The 24,374-nt window shown below is 67.0% G+C and carries 15 protein-coding genes; 5 read left to right on the top strand and 10 right to left on the bottom strand.

Features of this window, described 5'->3' with window-relative positions:
• Positions 1–46 precede the first annotated feature (46 nt).
• The gene (gene ald / locus BSF38_RS26160) at positions 47–1,192 is read right to left on the bottom strand and encodes an alanine dehydrogenase (RefSeq protein ID WP_076349990.1); all 1,146 of its coding nucleotides are present in this window, start codon (positions 1,190–1,192) and stop codon (positions 47–49) included.
• A 315-nt stretch (positions 1,193–1,507) separates the two neighbouring features.
• Between ald and BSF38_RS26155 the strand changes: the two genes are divergently transcribed.
• Positions 1,508–2,206, top strand: coding sequence for a 3-keto-disaccharide hydrolase (locus BSF38_RS26155; RefSeq protein ID WP_076349989.1), 699 nt, complete (start codon positions 1,508–1,510; stop codon positions 2,204–2,206).
• Positions 2,207–2,232: 26 nt separating this feature from the next.
• Here the strand turns inward: BSF38_RS26155 and BSF38_RS26150 are convergent, their stop codons facing one another.
• From BSF38_RS26150 to BSF38_RS26140, 3 genes are all read right to left on the bottom strand, one after another.
• Positions 2,233–4,548, bottom strand: coding sequence for a hypothetical protein (locus BSF38_RS26150; RefSeq protein ID WP_076349988.1), 2,316 nt, complete (start codon positions 4,546–4,548; stop codon positions 2,233–2,235).
• 18 nt (positions 4,549–4,566) lie between these two features.
• The gene (locus tag BSF38_RS26145; protein WP_076349987.1) at positions 4,567–4,791 is read right to left on the bottom strand and encodes a hypothetical protein; all 225 of its coding nucleotides are present in this window, start codon (positions 4,789–4,791) and stop codon (positions 4,567–4,569) included.
• A gap of 74 nt (positions 4,792–4,865) precedes the next feature.
• Positions 4,866–6,584, bottom strand: a complete 1,719-nt coding sequence (locus BSF38_RS26140) for a DNA repair helicase XPB (protein ID WP_076349986.1) — start codon at positions 6,582–6,584, stop codon at positions 4,866–4,868.
• A gap of 270 nt (positions 6,585–6,854) precedes the next feature.
• Between BSF38_RS26140 and BSF38_RS26135 the strand changes: the two genes are divergently transcribed.
• Positions 6,855–9,269, top strand: a complete 2,415-nt coding sequence (locus BSF38_RS26135) for a hybrid sensor histidine kinase/response regulator (protein WP_076349985.1) — start codon at positions 6,855–6,857, stop codon at positions 9,267–9,269.
• Between the two features lie 90 nt (positions 9,270–9,359).
• Here the strand turns inward: BSF38_RS26135 and BSF38_RS26130 are convergent, their stop codons facing one another.
• Entirely contained in the window at positions 9,360–10,265 is a 906-nt protein-coding gene (locus tag BSF38_RS26130; RefSeq protein WP_076349984.1) for a sugar phosphate isomerase/epimerase family protein, read from the bottom strand.
• Between the two features lie 171 nt (positions 10,266–10,436).
• Entirely contained in the window at positions 10,437–11,981 is a 1,545-nt protein-coding gene (gene der, locus BSF38_RS26125; RefSeq protein ID WP_076349983.1) for a ribosome biogenesis GTPase Der, read from the bottom strand.
• A 271-nt stretch (positions 11,982–12,252) separates the two neighbouring features.
• Here der and BSF38_RS26120 point away from each other — a divergent pair, with 271 nt between their 5' ends.
• Complete coding sequence (locus BSF38_RS26120) at positions 12,253–12,768, top strand: hypothetical protein (protein ID WP_076349982.1); 516 nt, start codon at positions 12,253–12,255, stop codon at positions 12,766–12,768.
• 13 nt (positions 12,769–12,781) lie between these two features.
• On the opposite strand, the gene BSF38_RS26115 is transcribed toward BSF38_RS26120, so the two are convergent.
• The 3 genes from BSF38_RS26115 to BSF38_RS26105 all read right to left on the bottom strand — a co-directional run bounded on the left by BSF38_RS26115 (position 12,782) and on the right by BSF38_RS26105 (position 18,442).
• Entirely contained in the window at positions 12,782–14,146 is a 1,365-nt protein-coding gene (locus BSF38_RS26115) for a 1,4-alpha-glucan branching protein domain-containing protein (RefSeq protein WP_076349981.1), read from the bottom strand.
• Positions 14,147–14,195: 49 nt separating this feature from the next.
• Positions 14,196–15,713 carry a DUF4912 domain-containing protein gene (locus BSF38_RS26110; protein ID WP_076349980.1) on the bottom strand — a complete coding sequence of 506 codons (1,518 nt, stop codon included), beginning with the start codon at positions 15,711–15,713 and terminating at the stop codon, positions 14,196–14,198.
• Positions 15,714–16,555: 842 nt separating this feature from the next.
• A complete protein-coding gene (locus tag BSF38_RS26105) occupies positions 16,556–18,442 on the bottom strand; it encodes a SurA N-terminal domain-containing protein (RefSeq protein ID WP_076349979.1) in 1,887 nt (628 codons plus the stop codon).
• Between the two features lie 251 nt (positions 18,443–18,693).
• Here BSF38_RS26105 and topA point away from each other — a divergent pair, with 251 nt between their 5' ends.
• Positions 18,694–21,372 (top strand): type I DNA topoisomerase, encoded by a 2,679-nt coding sequence (gene topA, locus BSF38_RS26100; RefSeq protein ID WP_237170614.1) that lies wholly within the window; start codon positions 18,694–18,696, stop codon positions 21,370–21,372.
• Between the two features lie 57 nt (positions 21,373–21,429).
• Here the strand turns inward: topA and acpS are convergent, their stop codons facing one another.
• The gene (gene acpS / locus BSF38_RS26095) at positions 21,430–21,843 is read right to left on the bottom strand and encodes a holo-ACP synthase (RefSeq protein ID WP_076349978.1); all 414 of its coding nucleotides are present in this window, start codon (positions 21,841–21,843) and stop codon (positions 21,430–21,432) included.
• A 241-nt stretch (positions 21,844–22,084) separates the two neighbouring features.
• Between acpS and BSF38_RS26090 the strand changes: the two genes are divergently transcribed.
• A complete protein-coding gene (locus BSF38_RS26090; protein WP_076349977.1) occupies positions 22,085–24,367 on the top strand; it encodes an ATP-dependent helicase in 2,283 nt (760 codons plus the stop codon).
• The last annotated feature ends 7 nt before the right edge of the window (positions 24,368–24,374 follow it).

Here is a 24,374-nt window from a genome sequence, read left to right as displayed (position 1 = left end):
GTCCCGCGTCGCCGGCCGACGTTGCAAGTGGATCGTGATCGCGACCTCATCCCGTGACGATCGGGGCCGAAGTCGCCGCGGGGGGGCGATCGGTCCATTCTTCGTAGGGAAGGTCGAAAGTCCTGGCGACGGCCCGGTTGGTCACTCGGCCCTGGTCGATGTTGACGCCCTCGGCGACGCCGGGGTCGCGGCTTGCGACGCTTCGCCAGCCGTGCTCCGCGAATTGGAGAACGTAGGGAAGGGTGACGTTGCACAGCGCGTATGTGCTGGTCCGCCCCACCGCGCCGGGCATGTTCGTCACGCAATAGTGGACGATGCCGTCAATGACGTAGGTGGGGCTGTGGTGCGTCGTGGGCCGGCTGGTCTCGACGCAGCCTCCCTGGTCGATGGCGACGTCGACGATCACCGCGCCGGGCTTCATCCGCCGGAGATCGTCGCGACGAACCAGGCGGGGCGCCCGCGCGCCGATGATCAAGACCGCGCCGATGACGAGATCGGCCCGCTCGATGGCCTCGCGAATCGTGTGCCGGTCGGAATAGAGCGTCGTCACGTTCGGGGGCGAGATGTCGTCGAGATACCTGAGCCGATCGAGATTGACGTCGAGGATCGTGACGTTCGCTCCCATGCCGGCGGCGACCTTGGCGGCGTTCGACCCTACCACGCCCCCGCCCAGCACGGCGACGTCGGCCGGTGCCACGCCCGGAACCCCCGAGAGCAAGATCCCTCGCCCTTCCTGAGGCCGTTCGAGGAACTTGGCACCCTCCTGGATGCTCATCCGGCCGGCGACCTCGCTCATCGGCGTCAACAGAGGGAGCCCGCCGCGCGCGTCGCGCAGGGTCTCGTAGGCGATGGCCGTCGCGTCGCTGGCGAGGACCGCGCGAGTCAACGCCTCGTCGGCCGCGAAGTGGAAGTAGGTGAAGAGCACCTGCCCCGGCCGGATGTGCGGCCATTCCGTGGGCAAGGGTTCCTTGACCTTCACGATCAGCTCGGCCTTCGACCAGATCTCGGCCGGTGCGCGAACGATCGACGCCCCCGCGGACTCGTACTGGGCGTCGGCGATGCCGCTCCCCAGCCCCGCGCCGGCTTCGATGAGAACCGAGTGCCCCGCGCCGGTGAGTTCCTCGACGCCGACCGGGAGCATCGCCACCCGGTACTCGTCGGCCTTGATCTCCTTCGGCACCCCAACAATCATCGGCTCGATACCCCCACCCTCGAAACCTCCCCCCGAAATCCGCGCGCCGCCTCCGGACGCATTCCGAGGGCGGTCATAAACATTCGATCAGACCGAGCCTCTCGAATCAAGGGAGAGTCCGCGATTCGGCCGCCCGTGCGACCAGTGAGTGCAGTCAGGCGGCGGTGATTGCTCGTGCGTAATGCGTTTGTGCCACTGGCGTTCCGCGCCAGACGGTTGTGGCCGGGTTTCGGGCGGCCCTACAATGAGGCTCTCTGGGGAGTCGGGCGACGAAGCGCCGGCCCCGCCTCGAAGTCTGCTGGAGGAGACCGTCCGATGTTTGATTCTCGCGCGCGGAAACGGCTTGCGATCGTCGCTTGCCTGGCGACCCTGGTCATGTCGGGCGCTCAGAACGCCAAGGACGTCCCCAGCGCGCTGGAGAGCGACGGCGGCGGCTGGAGCGACTTGCTGGGGGCGACCAGCGCGGGGCTCGACGCCTGGACGCGCGAGCCGATCCCCGCCGGCGGCGAGCTGCCGGAGGATTCGCCCTGGAAGCTCGATTCGGCGTCCGGCGTCCTGTCGTGCGCCCCGGCCGGTGGAGGCCGGGAATGGCTCCGGCTCGACCAGGTGCTGCTCGACTTCATCCTTCATGTCGAGTGGCGGTTCCGACCGGAGCCGGGCGCGACGGCGACGAACGACCGCGCGGGGATCTTCGTTCGCAACTCGAACGACGCCAGGATGTGGCACAAGGCCGAGTGCGGCGACGCGAAGGGCGGATACCTCGTCGGCGAGACGTTTGCGGCCTCCGCCATCAAGCCGTTCAACCTGGAAAAGGAGGTCGCCGAGAACCGGGTCAAGCCGGCCGGCGAGTGGAATACCTACGAGCTGACCTGCAAGGGGCGACTGGTGACCCTCTGGGTGAACGGCGTGGTCGCGAACCAGTGGAAGGGCTGCGGCGTCCCTCGGGGATACCTGGGCCTGGAAGCGGAGCGCGGTCGGATCGAGTTCCGCAACATCAAGCTCAAGGCGCTTTAAGCGACCGGCTGAAGTCGGACGAGTTTTCAAGAAACGTCGATCTCGACGCCCAGCGTTTTCAAGGCGGCCCGGAGCTGATCGACGCAGTCTTCGGGGACGACGGCCGAGACCGGGCCGAGCCGATCTCCCAGCAGCGAGCGCGTGGCCGGATGCTGGAGGACCCCCTCAAGCAGCTCGGCGGTCGGGACGTTGAGCACGAGCCGCCGCTGGGCCTTCCACGGCTTGGCTCCAAGCAAGGCCGGCCGAACCATCAGGCCGACGGCGGGCGGGAGGTCGCCGCCCGTCCGCCTCTGGAACCAGTCGGATAGCAGCGCCGCGGTCATGCCGATGTCGAAGGCCCGCGCCAGCGACGCGGCCGTGACCTGGAACCGCCGCGCCGACGGTCGCGATCCGCCTGGGCGATCGGCGTCCGGGGTCGGTTCTTCGTCGGCGAATCGGGCCAGTTCGGCGTCGATCAGAAGGTCGGACCGCGACGGATCGAGCGCGAGCGTCACGCCGTCGGCCTCGACGGAGACGCAGCGCTCGGGAGGAAGCCGATAGTCGCGCACCGCCGTGGTGCTGATCCGGCTGGTTGGAACGTGCTGAGCGTTCTCGACCAGGAGAAACCGATCGCCGACGGGGATGAACGCCTTGCCCTCGCCGTCTTCGGTCCACGCGGTCGCGGCGCGGTCGCGGTCGGCCTGCGCGCTGAACTCCATGAGGGTGGCGGCCGTGTACATCGTGACGCGCTCGCGGCGGCTGGCCCAGCGGTCGATGGCGTCTTTCACGCTCCCCGGAAGCGCGCGCTGACTGTGCCGTGCCAGGATCTCGAGCATCAGCGAGGGCGAGAGGTTCCATTCGAGGCCGAGCGCGACCGATTCCTGCGTCAGCTTCAACTCCATCGCCGCGCCGATCTTGGTCCACCAGGCGAACCGACTGAGCCGGCCGATCAAGGGCGGGGTGAGCCCCTGCCGGTAGGCGATCACTTCGAGGTTGGGCTGCACGAACAGGAAGTGCTCGAACGTCGGGCGCGGCGGTGGCGGCGGGCCGAGGCCCAGGACGTAACGCCCCAGTGGTGTGAGCTGGACGGCCCTGCGGTCGGTGGATTTTTCTTCTCCCACGCGCACCAGGCCCATCGCGTATCCCCCGCCGAGCAAAACACGGCCGAGCGCGCGACTGGCCGGGGATTCGCGGGGCGCTTGCGGTCCTCGCTTGGCGGCCGACTTCGAGGCGCGGCGGGCGGTCGCCGCGGACGCGCCGGGAGTTTCGGTGAACGCCGTCCGGTCCCATCCGTGGGCGATGGCGGTCAAGTGCTCGGCCAGGTCGTCGAGCGTCACCCAGGTGTCGGGGGCCAGGCTCGCCAGCCAGAGCAAGAGGGCGGGGCGAAGGAACACGAGGGGAAGGCCGGCCGACGGCGCTTCCGCGGACGGTTCGGCCCATTCGAGCCAGGTGCGCAAGCCCAGCCAGCCGGAGGCGATCATCTGCGGCAGGTGGACCGCGTTTTCGGTCCAGAATTCAGCGGACGCGGCCAGGAAGAATTCGCCGCCCGGGTCCAGATGGACGAGGCCCACGCGTCGAGCCAGGCCGAGCCAGAGCGTCGCCATCGCAGGGAGTTCCGCGAGTGCGTCGCTGACGGGGCCGGAGAGGACGGGGTCTTCCTCGATTCGTTCCCGGTCGCGTTTGTAAAGGGTTCCTTGCTGGGTTCGGCGGAGCGGCTCGGCGCCGGTCCGCTGCCACAAGGCGGCCAGTCGCAAGATCGGTTCGAGGCCGTCGGGCTCGCGGATCTGGCCGACCGGACCGGCGGCCGGCAGGACGGCCCGCGACGGCGGCCGGATGCGCACCCCGTGCGACAGCGCCGGATGGACCCAAAGCTCCAACTCGTCCGACCCGACCGAAGCCATGCGGGCGGCGAAATCGAACGGCTGCCCGGGCCCGGCTTCGACTCCGGGGTCAAGCGCGAGCAGCCCGCGCTCGAGGAGCCCGACGACGACGCTCTCGGCCGTCGCCCCCAGGACCGACAGCGCGTGCTTCAGGCCCGACAACGGCCAGCTCGGCGAGTCGGTCAGGCCGAACAGCGACAAGGCCAGCCGGGCGTCGTCGTCCAGATCGGCCCGGATCGCCGAGAGGACGGCCGGCGAATCAAGCTCGTCGGTCAGCTCGCCGGCCAGCGTGCTGGCGCGGACGGCCTCCGATTCGAGGCCCCGACGCGCGGCGATCGCCCGGAGCGTGGCGAACGGGTGTCTGGCCAGCAACGACCGAAACGTGAAACGCGGGTCGGCGTTCGCGTTCGCGTTCGCGTTCGGGGAATTCGGATCGGCCGTCGGCCGGTGGACCGTTGCGTTGATGCTGGAATTCGAGGCCATGACGTCGTTTTCCTCGCCTCAGCGCACGATCCGGGGTGTCTGGCCCATTTTTCTCAGCTCGTCGACGGCCGCGTCGGCCTCGTCGGGCTTGACCAGCAGGATCGTCTCGGAGAGCCTCGCGAGGATTAGCCGCGCGAGCGTCTTCCTGGCCAGTAACTCTTCGGCGAGCACGGGCTCGGACGTGCGTATCAACGTCACGTTCTTATGTAGCTTGACAGGAATCCGGGCGATCGCTCGTGTCATCAGGGCGGGTCCAGGTCGGGGTCAGGGTCCAGTGGTGAGCTTCGCGGCGGTCCGCTCGAGAACACGGTGAGCCGTCATCCGGCCGGTTCCGACGCGGCCAGCAGCCGCGCGGAAAGCTCGGATTCGTCGACGATCTCGTAGCTGTAGCCTTGCTCGGTCAAGAAGAGCTGGCGATGGTGCGCGAAGTCCATCTCGCGGGTGTCGCGCGTTACGAGTGTATAGAAACACGCGGGCCGCTCGCCCTCCTTGGGACGGAGGATTCGGCCCAGCCGCTGCGCCTCCTCCTGTCGGCTCCCGAACGTGCCCGACACCTGGACCATCACGTTGGCGTCGGGCAGGTCGATGGCGAAGTTGCCGACCTTCGACAGCACCAGCCGGCGGATCGCCCCGGCGCGGAACCGGCCGTAAAGGTCTTCACGCTCGGAATTCGTGGTCGAGCCCGTGATGATCGGGATGTCGAACCGCTCGGAGATCCGGCGGAGCTGCTTGATGTACTGGCCGATCACCAGCACGCGATCCTCAGGGTGATTGTGGTGCTCGAGCAGCAGTTCGACGAGGTCGTCCTTGGTCGGGCTCTCGCTGGCCAGCCGGAACTTGTCGCGCCACTCGGCGATGGCGTATTCCATGCGGAGCGCCGGCGGCAGCCCGAGCCGGACTTCGTGGCACTGCGCCTCGGCGATCCAGCCCTTCGATTCGAGCACGCGCCAGGGGACGTCGTACTTCTTGGGGCCGATCAGGCTGAAGACGTCTTCCTCGCGATGGTCTTCGCGGACGAGGGTGGCGGTCAGGCCGAGGCGTCGCCGCGCCTGGATGTCGGCGGTGATCCGGAAGACGGGCGCGGGCAAGAGGTGGACCTCGTCATAAATGATCAGGCCCCAGTCGCGCTGGTTGAAGAGGCCGAAGTGCGGGAAGTCGCCGTCCTTCTTGGGTCGGTAGGTGACGATCTGGTAGGTCGCCAGGGTCACCGGGGCGATCCCCTTGGAGTCGCCGGTGTAGGTGGCGACCTGCGACTCGTCGAGGTCGGTCTTGTCGAGAACCTCGCGCTTCCACTGCTCGACGGCGGTGGTGCTGGTGGTCAGGATGAGGGTCTCGGTCTTGATCGCCGCCAGGGCCGCGATGCCGACGATGGTCTTCCCCGCGCCGCAAGGCAGGACGATCACGCCCGAGCCCCCCTTGACGTCGCCGCCGGCGTGGAACGTGTCGACGGCGCCGCGCTGGTAGTCACGAACCACGAACTTGCCGCCCGATCGCATCGTCTCGCGAAGCTCGACCGCGAGGGCGGCGCCTTGCGCGTAGCCGGCGAGGTCTTCGGCCGGGTAGCCGACGGCGATCAGCCCTTGCTTGAGTACGCCGCGGTCGAGGTCTTCGACGGCGAAACTGACGGCGTCGAGCCGCTCGCCCAGGTACTCGCGAACCCCGCGCTGGCGCGAAAGCTCCTCGATGAGCGGCTGGTCCGTCGTGATCAGCCGAAGCTGGCCGTCGATCCGCTGAAGCTTCACCCGCCCATACCGGCTGACCATGTCGCGGAGGTCGGCCGGAAGGTTGGGCGGAAGCGGAAACTTCGAGTAGGTTTCCAGGCCCGCGATCATCTCGTCGGCGCTGACGCCGGCCGCGGCCGCGTTCCAGAGCGAAAGCGGCGTCAGCCGATACGTGTGGATGTGCTCGGGGCTCTTCTCCAGTTCGGCGAAGGGCGCGATCGTATCGCGGGCCTCGGCGTGCAACGGATTGTCCACTTCCAGGAGGATCGTCCGATCCCCCTGCACGATCAGCGGGTTGGCCGGGTTGTACTGCATGGGCTCCTTGCCGGATCAGGTGGCGTGGCGGACAGGCCGTCGATGTTCCGTCGTTCCGTCGTCCAGAACGCGAACGCTCCATGTTAGACGCCGCCTGATCGACTCGCAAGGTCACGATCGAAGGGGATTGCGTTCGTTATTCCGTCATCCTATCGTTTCATGATGCTCGACGGCGCAGTAATTGCCTGCAACTAAGGGCGCGGCTGACGAACCGAGCGTTCGTCATGTGCAACGAGTGCGTGATCCCGCCATCTGGATTTTGGAACAGCCATGTCTCAGGACGTCACCAACGGCGAATCATCACGCGAGCCCGCGTCTGGAGTCGGGCGGACTCAAGAAGAAACCGCCGCGAGTACCTACGACGACGCGGTCCGCAGCAGCGAAATCTGCCTGAGGTTGGCGGCCGAAGCCGCGGGGGTGGGCGTCTTCGAGTGGGACGCCCGGACAGACACAGTCCACTGGGAAAACGACCAGATCTACCGGATCTTCGGACGCACGCGCGAAGACAGCCCGATCAACGCCGCCGAGTACGCCGCCAAGGTTGCGCATCCTGACGACGCGGCCGCCTATCAGTGGGCCCTGGCGGAGGCGGCTCGCACAGGGCGGTTCTACTACACGGGCCGGTTCCATCGCAGCGACGGCTCGCTTCGTTGGGTGGAGATGATCGGCCGGATGAGCCGTGCGACGGACGGCACGCCGCTGCGGATGGCCGGGATCGTCTCCGACGTCACCGACCGAAAGAACGCCCAGATTGAGAGCCAGACGCTCGCCGCCATCGTCGCCTCCTCGGACGACGCCATCGTCGGCAAGGACCTCAACGGCGTCATCACCAGCTGGAACCGATCGGCGGAGCGGATCTTCGGCTATTCCGCCGACGAGATCATCGGCCGGCATATCACCCTTCTGACGCCGCCCGGTTACGACGACGATATCGCCCGTATCCTGTCGAAGATCCGCCGAGGCGAGCGGGTGGAGCATTTCGAGACCCGACGTCGGACGAAGGACGGCCGGATCCTCGACCTGTCGATCACCGTCTCGCCGATCCGGAACGGCGAGGGCATGATCGTCGGGGCTTCTAAGGTCGCCCGCGACGTCACCGAGCGGAATCGCACGGCGGCGGCGCTGAAGGAGAGCGAGGAGCACCTGCGGCAGCTCACCGACGTCCTGCCTCAGCAGGTCTGGACGGCTCGGCCCGACGGCGCGCTTGATTACGTGAACACCCAGACCCGCGAGTTCGCCGGCGATATCCCCGTGGAAAACGGAGTCGTGCAGTGGACGAACGTCGTCCATCCCGACGATCTACCGAGATCGCTGGAAGCCTGGGCCCGGAGCGTCGACTCCGGCGAACCGTTCGAAGTCGAGCAGCGCGTCATGAACAAGCGTAGCGGCGAGTATTGCTGGCATCTCTCGCGGGCAAGGCCGGTCCGCGACGCAAAGGGACGAGTGACCAAATGGTTCGGGACCAACACCGACATCAACGACCGGAAGCGATCGGAGGTGGCGGAACGGGCGGCCCGCAGCGAGGCCGAGACCGCCAACCGCGTGAAGGACGATTTCCTCGCCACGCTAAGCCATGAGCTTCGTACGCCGCTGAACGCAATCCTGGGTTGGGCCAAGATCCTCCGCTCCGGCCGGGCCGGCGAGGAAGACGTGCGGAACGGGTTGGACGCCATCGTGCGCAACGCGGTCTCACAAGTCCAGATCATCGAGGATCTGCTCGACGTCTCCCGGATCGTCTCCGGCAACCTCAAGTTGGAGGTCCGGAGCGTCGTCATCCAGGAGGTCGTCGAGGCGGCGATCGCCTCCGTGTCGCCCATTGCGGCGGCGAAGAGCGTCTCCATCCGAAAACTCCTCGACTCGCTCGCCGGTCGGGTCTCGGGCGACCCGGCGCGGTTGCAGCAGATCGTCTGGAACCTGCTGTCCAACGCGGTGAAATTCACCCCGGGCGGCGGCAAGGTCCAGGTGCTGCTCGAACGCGTGAACTCTCACCTTGAGATCAGTGTCGTCGACACCGGGGTGGGGATCAGCCCGGAGTTCCTGCCGTACGTCTTCGACCGATTCCTTCAGGCCGATTCCAGCACGACGCGACGTCACGGCGGCCTCGGACTGGGGTTGGCCATCGTCAAGCACCTCGTCGAGTTGCACGGGGGCGCAGTGCGTGCCAAGAGCCAGGGGGAAGGACAAGGGGCGACCTTCATCGTGACCCTGCCGATTACGGTCGTGCACCCGGAGCAGCCCTCACACTCCGAGACCCGGCCGAGGTCCTGGGACCAGGCCGAGGAACTGTGCAAGGATCATATGCTGGAGGGCGTCAAGGTTCTCGTGCTGGACGACGAGCCGGACGCTCGCAACTTGATCCGGAGGGTGCTCTCGGATTGCAAGGCGGAGGTCGCCCTGGCCTCGTCGGCGCAGGAGGCGCTCCAACTCGTCGAGGAGTTCGGCCCGGACGTGATCGTAAGCGACGTCGGCATGCCCGACGAGGACGGCTACGACTTCATCCGCCAGGTCAGGGCGAAGCGGTCGCCCCGGGAACTGCCAGCCGCCGCGCTGACGGCGTTCGCCCGCGCCGACGACCGGAGGCTGGCGCTGTTCGCGGGGTTCCAGACGCACGTGGCAAAACCGGTCGACCCGGAGGAACTCGTGGCGGTGGTCGCGAGCCTTGCGGGGAGAACGGAGACCGCCTGAGGCCGCAGCGCGAACCGCACGCCCGGACTCGCTGCGCAAGGCTGTGACGAAAGCCCCCAGCACGGACGCAATCCGGACGTGAATATCGGCTCAGATCAGATCGCGCAGTTGCCGGGCGTATCGCGGGATCGCGGTGAGGGGGTCTTCCTCGGCCTCGTATTCGAGCACGACGTAGCCCGAGTACTGGGCGCGTTCTAGGATGTTGATGATCCGGCGGAGGTCGGCTTCCTCCTTGGTGGAGGCTCCTTTGCGTAGGATCTCGGTCTTGACCTGGACGTTGACGGCGTAGGGCGCGATCTCGGCGAACTCGGCGTAAGGGTCTTCGCCGTGGAAGTTGCCGGTGTCGAGGTTGACGCCGAAATTCGGGGCGTCGACGGCTTCGACCAGCTTCAAGAGCTGCGCCGGGGTCGCCGTGATTCCGCCGTGGTTTTCGAGCGCCAGGACGACGCCGCGCTCGGCCGCGTACGGCAGCGACGCGCGAATCCCCTCGACGGCCCACCTGAACGCGTCTTCCTCCTTGGCGTCCTTGGGGACGTTGCCGGCGAAGATCCGGATGACCGGGGCGCCGATCGCCGCGGCGCGGTCGACCCAGAGCCGCGTGTGGGCCAGCTCCTTGTCGCGCTTCTCCCCCGGCGGCAGGCAGAAGTTGTTGCCGATCGCCGTTCCCGAGACGTCGAGGCCCGCGAGGAACGCGTGCTGCTTGAACCGGGCGAGGTACGCGGCGTCGACGTCGGCGGGGAAGTAGTACGAGGTCGGCTCGACGGCGTCGAATCCCAGGTCGGCCGCCAGGTCGACGAACCCGAACAGGTCCATCTTCGGCGGCTTGGCGGTCAGGTACTGGCGATACGAGTAGGCGGCGACGCTCAGCTTGAGGTGGCTGGGCCGCCTGTGAGCGATCGGCGGAATCGCCCAGGCGGTGGAAGACCCGGCGAGCGTCGGGCCCGCCGCGGCCAACATCATGCGTCCCAGGAATCCACGTCGGTGAGTCGTGTTCATGGCGGTGAGGTCTCCAGGCGAGAGGCGCCATCGGGACGGCGCGCGAGCGGCGCGGCCGTCTGCCGAAGGCGGGACTTACCGGATCTTAACGCCCCGCAGGTCGTCACGCCATGTTCGGCCCGGTGCAGAACGAAGGAAGCGGGCCACCCCCTCGGCTCCGAGCCGGTCGGCTCAGGAGTCGAGGTCGGAGAGCAGTTCGTTGACTTCGCGGTTGATGTACCGGACGTCCTCGACCTCGCCGCGGGCGCCCCTGCTGGGCGTCGCCATTTCGTCCGTGAAGTCGTCGTCGAAACCGTCCCAATCGTCGTCGCCGCCGACCACGCCTTCCCCGAGTCGGCGCTCGGCCCGCGCGGCCCCTCGCTCGTCCGGCGCGGTCTGCGTTCGGGCGCGCATGTAGAGCTTGATGGGGATGTCGCGGAACGGCAGCTTTTCGCGGAACACGTTCAGGAGGTAGCGCTGGTAAGTCGGATCGAAGAGTCGCGTGCTGTTGACGAAGAGGACAATGGTCGGCGGGGCCGAACCGACCTGGGTGGCGTAGTAGATCCGCGGCGAGCGGTTGTCACGCGTGGCCGGCGGATGGGCCGCCACGGCCTCGCGAAGAATCCGGTTCAGGCTCCCGGTGCTGATTCGACGGTTGGCCTGCTTGAACAGCGATTGCGAGAGGTTGAGCAGCGCCTTGACGTTCCGGCCGGTCTTCGCCGTGATGAACGCCAGGGGCATGTAGCTCATGTTCCGGAACGCGTGCTGGACCACGTGGGCGAACTTGCCCATGTTGCCCTGCGATTCGTCGCTCACGTCGGCGACCATCAGGTCCCACTTGTTGACCACGAAGATGCAGGGCTTGTATTCCTTGGCGATGTAGTCGGCGAGCTGCTTGTCGAGCCGGGTGATCCCCTGGGTCGGGTCGAGGAACAGCAACACGACGTCGGCGCGGCGGATCGACCGCTCGGCCCGGTGGACCGAGTAGAAGTCGAGGTTGTCGTTGATCTTGGCCTTGCGCTTGACGCCCGCCGTGTCGATCGCCAGGAACGGCAGGTCGTCGAGCTCGAAATGGACGTCGACCGAGTCGCGGGTGGTGCCGGGACGTTCCGAGACGATCATCCGCTCGGCGTGGGCCAGCATGTTGATGAACGTCGATTTCCCGGTGTTCGGCCGGCCCACGCAGGCGACCTTCATCACGGCTTCGGCCGGCCGATCGGGCTGCTCCCAGGGGAGCAGTTCCTGGATCAGCTTGAGGAGCTGCTTCTTGTTGCGGTTCTGCTGGGCCGAGACCGCCACCGGCTTGCCGCGGCCGAGTTTGTAGAACTCGCCGCCGCGGTCGTCGATGCCGGGGTAGTCGGCCTTGTTCATGACCAGGATCACCGGCGTCTTCAGGTAGCGGAGCCGCTGGGCGACCTCCTGGTCGAGCGGCATCAGCTCCTCGCGGATGTCGACGACGAAGAGGATCAGGTCGGCCTCGTTCATCGCGGTGTCGATCTGCCGCTCGACGTCCTCGCTGAGGTCGTCGCGGTCGACCATGCCGATGCCGCCGGTGTCGATCAACTCGAAAAACCGCGCGTGGTCGTCGTCGCCGAGCTGCACCAGCGCGCCGACACGGTCGCGGGTGACTCCGGCCACATCGTCCACAATGGCGATCCGGCGTCCTGCCATCCAGTTGAACAGGGACGATTTGCCGACGTTCGGTCGGCCCACGATCACCACTTTGGGCAACGCCATGACAAACACCCCGCGAGAATATTCGAAAGCGGCGCGGCGTGCGTAGTTGCGGAGGGAAAACACCAGGAGAGACCGTCGGAGAGATCAAGCCAAGGCCCGGTCGCGCACGTCGTCCGATTCGCCAGATTCTTACTGTACGTTTTGAAAATCCGAAGTATCAGCTTATTGTACGATATTACGCGCGGTTCCGGCAAATCCAAGGCCGAGTGCAGCCACGTTTCGCATCGAAAAAGATAGGTCGACCGTTGCCGTCGGCACAGGATGAAGTTGCATGGATTCGAGAGAGCAGAGAGGCCGGTTCACCGTGCTGGACGGCGCGGCGCTGGTGATGGGCTCGGCGATCGCCTCGCTTCACGTCCTGCGGGTGATGCGGAGCGGGTTGTCGATCGCCGGCTGGGCGATGATGGTTCTGACCTTCACCTGGCTGGCCGTAACCGCCACGGGGCCGTTCCTGTACGTCGCCCGCCGCTACATCCGCCGGCCCCCCGGCTATCCCGCCATCGGCGACCGCCTGTGGGCGTTGCTGGGGCTCCCCTGGCTGCTGACCGCCGTCCTCCAATCGCTCTCGCTGGGCGACCGCCGCGACGCACTCGTCTCGATCACGCTCATGGGGGGGCTGGCCGTCGCCTCGCTGATCGCCGTCGTCGAAGTCTGGTCGACCTGGGTCATGGTCCCCCCGGAACAGGCCGAGGAGGTCGAGGCCGGCCCATGGACCAGTCGCGTCGGCTTGATCCTGGCGATCGCCTGGCCGATCCAGTGCGGCCTGGGAATGGTGGTCTTGGGCTGATTGACCCGACCTCTCAGTCGCCGGCTGGAATGGCGAGGTCGATCTCCGGCAGATAGGACGGTCCACGGTCGAGCCGGTCGAGCCGGCGCGCGTCGGGCCTGCCGGCCATGAGGCCGCCGGCCAGCTCGTGGAACATCGCGAGGTGCCGTCGCGCACGCTCCAGACCGACGTCGGGTCCGACGCCGCGGCCGAACGGCAGCGACCAGTCGACTTGCTGCGCCCGCAGCAGGCAGCGGATCATCCAGGCGGTCGTCCGCCGCTCCAGGGAGCGGAACGTCCGGCGCTGTTCGAGGATGAAGGTCAAGAGGTCGGCGGCGGTCCGGCAGCGGTCGAACAGGTCCGAATCGGCGGGCCGGGCGGCGAGCATTCCTCCAGGGCTGACCCCGGGACGGCCGAACGGCCCGACCGGGTTTCGCGCCAGGTAGCGATCGAGTGACGACGCGGAGGCGCCCTCGACGGACTTCAGCCGCTCCAGAACCTGCGAAAGCCACTCCCCCGCCCCTCCAGACTGCCAGCCCTGGGCGAGGTCGTGGGCCGAGAACGCGACCACGCGGATCGGCTCGATCGGCGCGTCCTCGCCCGTGGGGGCGGAGAACGCCTGGTCGCGCCAGGCGTCGACGAAGTGTTTCGAATGCTCGAACGCCGCCCGCACCGCCTTGGCCGGATCGACGTAACGGGGATCGCGGCCGTAGCCGGTCTGAGGGTCGAAAGCCTGCGACGTTGGACCTGGCTCGACCCCGAAAGCCGCGACGCCCGGCGGCGTGACGAGCGGGCCGGAGGTTCGTCCCGGCGGCAGAACGGTGCCCCGCACGAAGACGTCGGCCGCGACGCCGAAGAACCGCAAGCCGCTGGCGGCCATCGCCGTTTCCAGCCCCGGCGCGTAGCCGAGGAACGGCAGCCAGACGCCCGTCGGCCGCGCTTCGAGCCGTTGGGCGCAGTCGGCGGCGGCCAGGCCGATTTGAGCCCGTGCGATTATCGGGTCCTGGGCGACGCTCGGCAGCCACGTGTGGCTGGCCGACGTCGGGATCACGTCGATCGCGCCGGCGGCGTTCCAGCGGCGGAGCGACCGCAGCGCGTCCCCCTCGCAGGTCGTCGCGATGAACCGGTGCAGAGACGGATCAACCGTATCGAGCTTTGCCCGGGCATCGAGTTCGACCCGCACCCGCGCCTGGGCCGTCGGATCGGCCGCCAGGGCCATCCAGCTCGGACTCACGGCGAGCGTCAACGACGACCCGCCGGGATTTTCGGCGAACCGATGGAGCGCCCGGAGAATCGGCCAGTAGGTCTCGATCGAGGCCCGCGCCCAGTCGGCGCCGACGGCCGCGCCGGAGTCGGGCAGCGGGTGGTGGAGTTCGAGGACGAGGGCCAGACAGGGCATAGAAAGATCCGTTCCATGAGCGAGGGGCGATCACGATGACGGCGGTCGATCAGGTCCAGGTGCGACGAGGCATGATCCGCAGCCGCCTCCCGTCCGACACCGGCGCCAGCCCCTCGCGCGGCAGGTGGCAGATCCGGGCGTGGGCCAGCGGATGGAAGTAGCCCCACTGCGACCGCGCCCCCAGACAGGCCGCCAGCGACCGACCCTCATAGGGCGCGGCGATCACGCGATGGTTCTCGCTGAGCGACAGGTCGACGTCGAAGACGCTGTGGGCATTCATGCCGTCGTACGCCACGTCGGTCACGTCGAACAGGCGGATCGTCAACACCGCTCGCACCGCTTCGGGGCCCATCCACTGAAGCGCCGACCGCCAGTCGTCCGGGCGCACCGACCACGACGCCAGCACCTCGCGGCTCGAAACCGGAGTCAAAGTCAGCCGCGACCGCAGGTCGGGAAACGCCAGCGTCCGGGGGGCGTCGGATTCATCGGCCGATGTCGGACGGCCGGTCGGCTCGGGCGACGGCGCGGTTCGTTTGCGGTCGAGAAGCATGAGGTAGGCGCGGAGACGGTCCGCGGCGACCGACTCCGGGGAGAGCCTCCGACCGGCCAGCGCGGCGCACGCCCGGACGTCGTGGTCGCGGCGTTCGGGGCAGAAAACGGCGTCGGCCAGGGCGAGCGCGAGGGCGTCGGAGTCGTCGGTGAGCAGCCCGACGACGGGAACACCGGCCAGCCAAGCCGCGTGGGCCGTCGGGTCGTCGACGGGATTGCGCGACGCCACGCCAACCACCGCCGCCTGGGCCACGGCGGCGTTCCAGAGGTCGGGAGTCGGCAGCGCCATCCCTCCCCATCGCGTGGAGGCGAGGCCCGATCGGTCCAGCCACCGCTTGAGCCGGCCGTAACGTCCCGCAGCGTCAAACAGCGCGACGACCAGCCCCGGCACGCGCTCGCGGGCGGCTCGCACAGCCCGGATCAACGTCCGCGACGAAACCCGCGTTCCGGAGCCCAGCGAGAGCACGAGGCACGGACCTGTCGCAAGCGGCTCGGCGTCGGCCTCGGGGGCCGGCGTCTTCTGGGTCGCGAGGGCGTGGGCGGTCGGGACGGTGAAGACGAGGGGTTCGCCGGTGATGCGCGCATGCAGCCTCTCGGCTCCCCACGGGTGGTCGCAGATCCAGGCGTCGGGCGTTTCGCGGGGACCGAACCCGATATGCTCCGCGAGGTCGTCGTCGCCGGCGGCGTGCGAGGCGACGACGATCGAGCCTGGGGCGCGGGCGGACAGCTCGCCGGCCGCAGGGCGGGTCCGCCAGTCGAGGGCGTGGACCACGTCGAAGTCGAAGCCGAGCCCCGACGTGCTCGCCTCGCGAACCACCGCCACGCCGAACGCCAGGGCCTCGTCGCGCGGACTGCCGCCGATGTTATGAGGACAGCGCACTTCCAGCCAGCCGTGATGCGCCTCGCGGGCCGGCAGGTCCGGGAACCATCGCGTGAAGCCGACGACCTCGACCCCGAGCCCGCCCAGTTCGGCGACGGTCTCGTCCTCCAGATCCCACCCCAGCAGGGCGACCCTCATCGACGGCCTCTCCAGTCATCTGATGCAAGACCCATCGGCACCTTCGAGCCCGAGCGCCCAGGCTCTCAGCGACTATATCACGTCCGAGAAGCTGGGAAGGATGATCCCAACCTGCGATCCGCGCATGAAACACGAATTGGCGCGATTGAAGTGATTCCCCCGGTCGGGGGATCGTATCGAAGTCATGCTCTCAGGCGAGGAGGACTTCGACGCGCGCGGCCGGTCGTACATTTAAAGAAGAAAGGAGAAGGCCCCCCGCTCTTTCTCAATTCGGGTCGCAGTGGTATCGCGAAAAGGGGGACGAACGAATCGTCATACCGCCAGTTTTGGCACCCCACTCCATGAAAATGGTGGTTCGGGGTGGCGCGGGTCCGAATACAAGCTCGAAGCGCCAGCGAGTGAATCTCCGTTGGGCCATTGGAAGCATCCACTCGCTGGCGCTTCGAGCTTGTATCGGGGCAGGCCTTCGCGAGGCCATTTTCAGAGCAAACGAACCCAAATCTCGCGGACAGCCGAGGCGAGTGGTGAAGACCACGAAACGCCGTCGTGACGGACTTCGGACCAGCGAAAGGGACGCATAAAAGCGACAAACGAACCCAATCTCGCGGACAGCCGAGGCGAGTGGGTGAAGCCCACGAAACGCCGTTGTGACGGACTTCGGACCAGCGAAGCGGCGGGGGTTTTCGGCCGATCGAAGCCAAATCATCCAGACGGATGAACTCTGTGCGAGGTAAGGACTTGTGTTTCGTATTCGGTTCGTTTGCGGGGAGCGAACGAACCCAATTCGAGAGCCCGGGGCGCGGTCGGAATGGACCGGCCCCGGGTCGTCGTGAGGGGGGGGATCAGCCGTTGGCGGCGAGGTCCTTTTTGGCTTCGTCCGCGGGAACCCAATCGGCGGGGAGGCCGGCTTGCTTGCGGAGCCAGGCCATCCAGTTGTCGTCCTGCCGGCGGCCGGCTTCCTCGGTGGTGAGCATCTTGAACCGGAACTCCTCGCCCTTGATCGGGTCGTAGAGCTGGGTGAAGTTGGCCGGCTCGCGACGGTCGAGGGCGACGACGTAGTAGACCGTCTTGGGGAGGTTCGGCGCGACGTCGGTCTCGCCGGGCTTGACGCCGAAGTAGGCGTCGCGGAAGGCGTCGCCGGCGAGCGGGACTTCGGGGATCGTGGTTTCGACCTGGGGCGTGGGCTCGAACGGCGAGGACGGCATGCCCCCCATCTGGGTCCGGGTGATCGGCGGGATCGAGATCACGCGGTAGCCGTCGACCTTGTCCTCGGCGATCTTGCCCCCCTTGTCCTTGATCTGGGCGGCCAAGGCTTCGGCGGCCTTCTCGGCCAGCGGGCGGGCCTTCGACTGCTTCCAGGCGAGGATCACGTCCGACTTGACCTCGTCGAGCGGCGGCACCCGGGGGGCCTCGTCCTTGACCTTGCGAGCCAGGAACCGGGTCCCGAGGATGTCGGTCAGCTCGACCGGCTCATAGAGGCTGATCTTCGGATCAGTGAACTCGTCGGAGAACTTTCGACCGCCGCTCAGCCGGGTCGTGCCGACCTCGGCCGTGGAAATCTGGCCGTACCGCTCGGCTTCGTCGCGGGAGAGCAGCGGCGTGATCTCGTAGTTGACCCCTGCTTTCTGGGCCACGGCCTTGAGATCCAGGGGATCCGGGAACTTGACATCGACCTTCGCCCCCTGCTTCTTGGCGTCTTCCTGGTCGTCGAGGGCCGAGAGGTATTCGTCGGCGAACGGGATCAAGACCTCGTCGCGAATCCGATTGAAGGTCTCGTTGATCTCGGTCTGAGCCTTTTCGTCGGCGAGCCGAGGGGCCAAAAAGCCCTTGACCTCGGAGAACGGCTGGAGCACCGGCGGGGTCAACGAGGCACCGTCGGCGAACAGGTCGTCGGGCAATTCGGAGGGGACCTTGAACTCGGTCTTATGATTTTCGTAGTACGTCTGCAACTCGGCGTCGGTCAGCTTGTCGCGGTATCCCCGGGCCTTGGCGTTGCCGTCGAGGGAAAGGAACTCGACCTGCACCTGGCGCGGGACCTTGAATCCCGGCGTCTCGCGGCTGGGGTCGGGCAGGACGTCCTTATATTGGTCGTAGAGGGTTTTGATCTCGGCGTCCGAGGGCTCGCCGACCTTGGTCAGGAAGTTCTCGACCGGGACCTCGACGATTTTGTCGGCGACCCGTTCGGTCTGATCGCGATAGGACTCATAGACGTCGTACGGTGTGACCATGGGGTAGCCGAGCAGGCCGCGAACCTTGCGGATGCGGACCTGGTTGGCGATATCGGTGAGGAGCTGCTCTTGGGAGATTTCGCTGCTGAACCGGCTGTAAAGCATCTCGAAGAGGTCGCGGTTCATGCGGCCTTGCGTGATCGTCTTCAGCCATTCGCGGCCGACGGCCGGCGTGGCGGTCATCCCCAGGCGGTCGGCCTCGTGTTCCAGAATCAGGGCGTCGACCAGCTCGCGATCCTTGAGACTGCCGAACTGGTCGCGCATGTAAGGCATCAGTCCATTAAGGAACTGGTTGGCCCGGCTCCGCTGGCGAGCCATCTCGTTCAGCTCGCTCCGATACACCGACTTGCCGTACAACTTCGCCACTTCCTGGTCGCGTCCTCCATTGCCTGCGTTGAGCAATCTTGGGAGGCTGTCAGAGAGGACGAAGCTGATCATGGCCATAATGCCGAAGACGGCGATCAGCACACGCTGGTTGCGACGAAAGACCTCGAAAGGCATGGGGATCCTCGGGTGCTAGCGGAGAGGCTTCGGAAGGGACCTCCTCGGCATCCCCCCCTTGACAGACCCCGAATACCCTAGCTATGCCGCTAATGGGAAGGATGCGGGGTCAAATGATGGCCAACCCAACCCTCATCGTAGCATCTTTGTCTCCCGGAGCAACCTCAAAGAGGCGTGAGCCGGACTCGAGTCGAACGGAGACGGATCGACCGAAGCTGTGCCATGGAAAGACGATAGGATAGGATACCACTGTGCCGCGAAAGTCCTCCTCCACGACGACGCCGAAGAATGGCAAGGCCGCGAAGCCCAAGACCGCCAAACCCGCCGCTCCGCGCTCCAAGGCGGCGACGGGCAAGGGTTCTCGGACGAAAGCGGCCGAAGGTCCGCCGGCGGGCGGTTACGGCCCCGCGCTGGTGATCGTCGAAAGCCCCAAGAAGGCCAAGTCGATCAACAAGTTCCTGGGCTCCAAGTTCATCGTCAAAGCAAGCATGGGCCACGTCCGCGACCTCCCCAAGCGCAAGCTCGGGCTCGACGTCGCCGATGGCTACACGGCCTCTTATGAGATCGTTCCCGCTAAAAAAGACACGATCGGCGACCTCCGCCGCGACGCCGCCCGGTCCGAGATCGTCTATCTGGCGACTGACCCGGACCGCGAGGGGGAGGCCATCGCCTGGCACCTCCAGCAGGCGCTCGACCTTCCGGACGACCGGGTCCGCCGCGTGACCTTCCATGAGATCACCGAGCGGGCCGTGCGCGAGGCGTTCAATAAAGTCGGTCCGATCAACATGGACATGGTCAACGCCCAGCAAGCGAGGCGGTTCCTCGACCGGTTCGTGGGGTATCAGCTCAGCCCCCTGCTCTGGAGCAAGGTGGCCCGCAACCTGAGCGCCGGGCGGGTGCAGTCGGTGGCCGTCCGGCTGATCGTCGACCGCGAGCGGGACATCCGGGCGTTCATCCAGGAGGAGTTCTGGAAGATCACCGCGGCCGTCAGCCCCGCCGGTTCGACCCTTGAGAACGAGCGGTTCGAGGCCGGCCTGACGGAATTCGAGGGCGCCAAGTTCGCGGCCAAGACCGAGGCCGAGGCCCAGAAGATCCGCGACGTGCTCGCCTCCGAGCCGTACGTCGTCTCCAAGGTCGACGAGACCGAGAAGCTTGACAAGGCCGACCCGCCGTTCAAGACGAGCACGCTCCAGCAGCAGGCGGCCATCCGCTTGCGGTTCCCGGGCAAGAAGACGATGAAGGTCGCCCAGGAGCTTTATGAAGGCATCGACGTCGACGGCTCGGGGCCCGTCGGCCTTATCACCTATATGCGTACCGACAGCCTGCGGGTGTCGGAAGAGGCCCTGACCAGCGTCCGCGACCTGATCAAGACCCAGTACGGCGATCGGTACGTGCCCCCCAAGGCCCTTCGCTACTCGGCCGGCAAGAACGCTCAGGAAGCTCACGAGGCGATCCGGCCGACCGAGCTGAGCCTCACGCCCGACAAGGTCCAGAAGCATCTCAGCCACGATCAGAACCGTCTGTACGCGTTCATCTACTGGCGGTTCGTCGCCAGTCAGATGACGGCGGCCGTCTTCACCGTCACCGACGTGGCGATCACGGCCGGGCCGGGGCTGTTCAAGGCCCAGGGCAAGATCCTCCGGTTCGACGGCCACCGCAAGATCTGGCCGCCGGGCGGCAAGCAGGAAGACGCGCTTCTGCCGGCGGTGTCGGTCGGCGGGAAGCTCGACCTCCAGAGTCTCGACGCCACCCAGCACTTCACCCAGCCGCCCCCCCGGTACAGCGAAGCCACGCTGATCAAGGCCCTTGAAAAGGAGAACATCGGCCGCCCCAGCACCTACGCGCCGATCATCCAGACGATCCAGGACCGCAAGTACGTCGAGCACACCGACCGGCGGTTCTTCGCGACCGAACTGGGGATGGTTGTGACCGACGTGCTGGTCAAGCACTTCCCGAAGATCCTCGACCTCAAGTTTACCGCCCACATGGAGGATGAGCTCGACGACGTCGCCCAGGCCAAGGAAGACATGGTCAAGGTGCTCGACGAGTTCTATTACCCATTCCAGGAGGCGCTCAAGGCGGCTGAGACCCAGATGGAGCGGGTGCAGATCGCCACCAACGAGATCTGCCACGTCTGCGGCGCTCCGATGGTGATGAAGTTCGGCCGGACCGGCGAGTTCCTGGGATGCTCCAAGTATCCCGAGTGCAAGGCCACCCGTCCCAAGGACGGCCCGCCCCGGGCCGAGGCCGTCGAGAGCGGCCACGTCTGCGCCAAGTGCGGGAAGCCGCTCTTGATCCGCGAGAACAAGAAGGGGGAGAAGTTCCTCTCGTGCTCGGGCTACCCCGAGTGCAAGGAATCGTTCGACATCGACCCGGAGGGCAACCCGGTCCAGAAGATGGTCGAGACCGAGCACAAGTGCGAGAAGTGCGGCAAGCCGCTGGCCTTGCGGCAAGGCAAGCGGGGGCCGTTCCTGGGCTGCACCGGTTATCCCAAGTGCCGCAACATCGTGGCGGTCGACGTCGAGGGCAACCCGCTGCCGACCATCAAGATCGACAAGAACTGCGAGAAGTGCGGCAAGCCGTTCGCCATCCGGCAAGGCAAGCGAGGGGCCTTTCTGGGATGCACGGGCTACCCCAAGTGCCGCAACGCCGTGCCGGTCCCCGACGAGCTGAAGGACGAGGTCGCCAAGATGGCGCCCCCGCCGGCCGCCGCCGCGGGCCCCGACCTGAAATCGATCCAGATCGACGAGATCTGCGACGACTGCGGCGGTCCGATGATCCCCCGCAAGGGGCGTCGCGGCTACTTCCTCGGCTGTGCGAAATACCCCAAGTGCAAGGGGACCAAAGAGCCCAGCGAAGGCACCCTGGAGAAGATTAACGCCGTCATGGCCAACGCCGCGGACGCCGCGGCCGACGCCGCGACGACCTGATCGACGATGCATCAGCAATCGCCGATCGAATCCAGGCGGGCGAGCCGTGGAGGCTCGCTACGCCTGGTCGGCCGGCGGGGCCGATTTGGGACGACCGACCGCCATGGCGTAGGCCGTGGCGTAGGTCCGACAGTGAGCGATCGAGACCAGGACGTCGCCGACCCCGCGCTCCGTGGCGACGTCCTTGGCCGCCCCGCGGATCATCACCCGGAGGGCCCCCTGGGAACCGTTGCGAACCTCGACGTCGCTCCAGCCGACGCCGTCGCCCCGACCCGTCCCAAGCGCCTTGAGGATCGCCTCCTTGGCCGCCCAGCGACCGGCGAAATGCTCGATCGCGTGCTTGCGAGACTGGCAGTAGCGGATCTCCCGCTCGGTGTAAATCCGCCGCAGGAAGAGTTCGCCGTACTGCTCGATCATCTTGCCGATCCGAGGGCACTCGACGATGTCCGTTCCGATTCCGACGATCTCCATGCGTGCGATTCTCCTGGCGGTATCCGGGTGATTTCCCCCAGTTTATCGTCCGACCCCGCAAGCGAGTAGGATGCGCCCGGTTGCGCGGGGGCGGCCTGCTCGCGGCCTCGAAAACCGATCGCCGCTCGGGGGGCTCGCCGGTATACTTTGGGAGTTGACACGACGACCGCACCAACCCACTCCGTCAGGAGCCGCGAGCCGCCCCAATACGGCCCCGGCGGCTCGGGATGAACCGACCGCGATGGATCTTCTCGCCGACCTCACGACCCCCCAGCGCGAAGCCGTCATGCACGTCGACGGCCCCATGCTCGTCCTCGCCGGCGCGGGCTCCGGGAAGACCCGCGTCATCACCCGCCGGGTGGCCTACCTGCTCAAGCAGGGGATCGCCGCCGACAACATCCTGGCGCTGACCTTCACCAACAAGGCCGCCGGCGAGATGCGCGAGCGGATCGAGGCCCTCACGCCGGGGGCCCGGGTCTGGGTCGGCACGTTCCACGGCTTCTGCGCCCGGCTCCTGCGCACCCACGGCTCGCTCGTGGGCCTCGACAAGGCGTTCACGATCTACGACCAGTCCGACCGCCTGAAGACGGTTCGCGAGGTCCTCGACGCGCTCGGGATCGAAGACCCGCCGATCACCCCCGAAAAGATCGAGTCGGCCATCAGCAAGGCCAAGAACGACCTGGCCAGCCCCAAGTCGCTCGCCTTCCGCGCCCGAGACGACAAGGATCGCCTGGTCGCCAAGGTCTACGCGGCTTACGAAGAACGCCTGAAGGGTGCCTCGGCCGTCGATTTCGACGACCTCCTGGTCCACGTCGTCAGCATTCTCAAGAATCACAAGGACGTCCGGGCGAGCCTCGACGCCCGGTTCCGCTACGTCCTGGTCGACGAGTACCAGGACACGAACATGGCGCAGTACGCCATCGTCCGGGCCCTTTCGGTCGACCACCCCAACCTGTGCGTCACCGGCGACCCCGACCAGTCGATCTACGGCTGGCGCGGGGCGAACCTCTCGAACATCCTCGAATTCGAGAAGGACTACAACTTCGTCAAGGTGGTCAAGCTCGAGCACAACTACCGCAGCACCAAGAACATCCTCAGCGTGGCCGACCACCTGATCCAGTTCAACACCAACCGCAAGCCCAAGGCGCTGATCACCGAGAACTCGCGCGGTGAGCCGGTCGATCTGACCGTCTACGGCCGCGAGAGCGACGAGGCCGAAGGGGTCGCCGGCCGGATCCAATCGCTGGTCCGCGACGGCTCGTACAACTACTCCGACGTTGCGGTCTTCTGCCGAATCACGGCCCTGACCCGCACCTTCGAGCAGGCGTTCCGGTCGGCCCGCATCCCCTACCAGATCATCGGCGGCGTCTCGTTCTACGAACGGCAAGAGGTCAAGGACGTCGTCTCGTATCTCAATCTCATCAACAACCCCAAGGACGACCTGGCCTTCACCCGGGTCGTCAACGTCCCCCCTCGGGGCCTGGGCAAGACGTCGTTCGAGCACCTGATCAGCGCCGCGCGCGAGCGCGGCGAGACGCTGCTGGAGACCGCCCGGAAAGCGAAGAGCGTGCCGGGGCTGAAGGACAAGGCGATCCGCGCGTTTCTCGATTTCACCCAGCTTTACGACGAGTTGGCCGCGCTCCGCGATGACTCGGTCGAGAAGGTGATCCTCCAGCTCATGGAGAAATCGGGCTATCGCCAGCACTTGAAGGACGAGCCGGGCGACAAGGGCGAGGACCGGCTGGCGAACCTTGAAGAGCTGATTACTGCGGCACGCGAGTTCGACGCGGAGCACGCCGGCGCCACGATCCAGGAATTCCTGTCCGACATCACTCTGGCCTCGCCGATCGACCGCTGGGACCAGCAGACCGGGGCCGTGACCTTGATGACGCTGCATGCGGCGAAAGGGCTGGAGTTTCCGGTCGTCTTCATCGTCGCCCTGGAGGCGGGCATCCTGCCTCACAGCCGGGCTTTCGACAACCCCAGCGAGATGGAGGAAGAGCGCCGGCTGCTGTTCGTGGGCATCACCCGGGCGAAGCGGGAACTGTTTCTGAGCCGTTGCCGCATCCGGAGCTTTCGGGGCCAGCAGCAGGCCACAGCGCAGTCGCAATTCCTGACCGAACTTCCCAGGGAGTTCATGGTTTACGAAGACCGCTCGGGCGTCGTCACGAGCGAACGGGGATGGTCGCCCTCGTCGTCTTCGTCCTCGGGCTACGCGTCGCGTCGACCGGAGCCGCGTCCGAATCCGACGCCGTCGCCCGCCGCGTTCCGGCTCACGACCGCGGCGCAGCTCGGGGGCGGGTCGTTTCCAACGACCACCCCGACCAGCGATCTCGACGCCTTCCGGCCGGGGGCGTCGGTGCTTCATCCCGAATACGGCCTGGGACGGATCGTCTCGGTCGACGGCGCCGGGCCCAACCGCAAGGGGAAGATCGCGTTCACGCTCTCGGGCGAGAAGACGTTCGTGCTCGCCAAGTCCCCCTTGAAGGTCGTCGGCAAGGCCGGCGGCCGACCGACCCGCTGAGCGTGCC

The organism is Paludisphaera borealis (assembly GCF_001956985.1).
Taxonomy (GTDB): domain Bacteria; phylum Planctomycetota; class Planctomycetia; order Isosphaerales; family Isosphaeraceae; genus Paludisphaera; species Paludisphaera borealis.
The sequence above is the reverse complement of the archived record's forward strand: the minus strand, read 5'-3'. Positions and strand labels throughout refer to the sequence as shown.

Coding starts and splice junctions, on each gene's coding strand:
- ald (WP_076349990.1), bottom strand. CDS start 1,192: ATGATTGTTGGGGTGCCGAAGGAGATCAAGGCCGACGAGTACCGGGTG.
- BSF38_RS26155 (WP_076349989.1), top strand. CDS start 1,508: ATGTTTGATTCTCGCGCGCGGAAACGGCTTGCGATCGTCGCTTGCCTG.
- BSF38_RS26150 (WP_076349988.1), bottom strand. CDS start 4,548: ATGGCCTCGAATTCCAGCATCAACGCAACGGTCCACCGGCCGACGGCC.
- BSF38_RS26145 (WP_076349987.1), bottom strand. CDS start 4,791: ATGACACGAGCGATCGCCCGGATTCCTGTCAAGCTACATAAGAACGTG.
- BSF38_RS26140 (WP_076349986.1), bottom strand. CDS start 6,584: ATGCAGTACAACCCGGCCAACCCGCTGATCGTGCAGGGGGATCGGACG.
- BSF38_RS26135 (WP_076349985.1), top strand. CDS start 6,855: ATGTCTCAGGACGTCACCAACGGCGAATCATCACGCGAGCCCGCGTCT.
- BSF38_RS26130 (WP_076349984.1), bottom strand. CDS start 10,265: ATGAACACGACTCACCGACGTGGATTCCTGGGACGCATGATGTTGGCC.
- der (WP_076349983.1), bottom strand. CDS start 11,981: ATGGCGTTGCCCAAAGTGGTGATCGTGGGCCGACCGAACGTCGGCAAA.
- BSF38_RS26120 (WP_076349982.1), top strand. CDS start 12,253: ATGGATTCGAGAGAGCAGAGAGGCCGGTTCACCGTGCTGGACGGCGCG.
- BSF38_RS26115 (WP_076349981.1), bottom strand. CDS start 14,146: ATGCCCTGTCTGGCCCTCGTCCTCGAACTCCACCACCCGCTGCCCGAC.
- BSF38_RS26110 (WP_076349980.1), bottom strand. CDS start 15,713: ATGAGGGTCGCCCTGCTGGGGTGGGATCTGGAGGACGAGACCGTCGCC.
- BSF38_RS26105 (WP_076349979.1), bottom strand. CDS start 18,442: ATGCCTTTCGAGGTCTTTCGTCGCAACCAGCGTGTGCTGATCGCCGTC.
- acpS (WP_076349978.1), bottom strand. CDS start 21,843: ATGGAGATCGTCGGAATCGGAACGGACATCGTCGAGTGCCCTCGGATC.
- BSF38_RS26090 (WP_076349977.1), top strand. CDS start 22,085: ATGGATCTTCTCGCCGACCTCACGACCCCCCAGCGCGAAGCCGTCATG.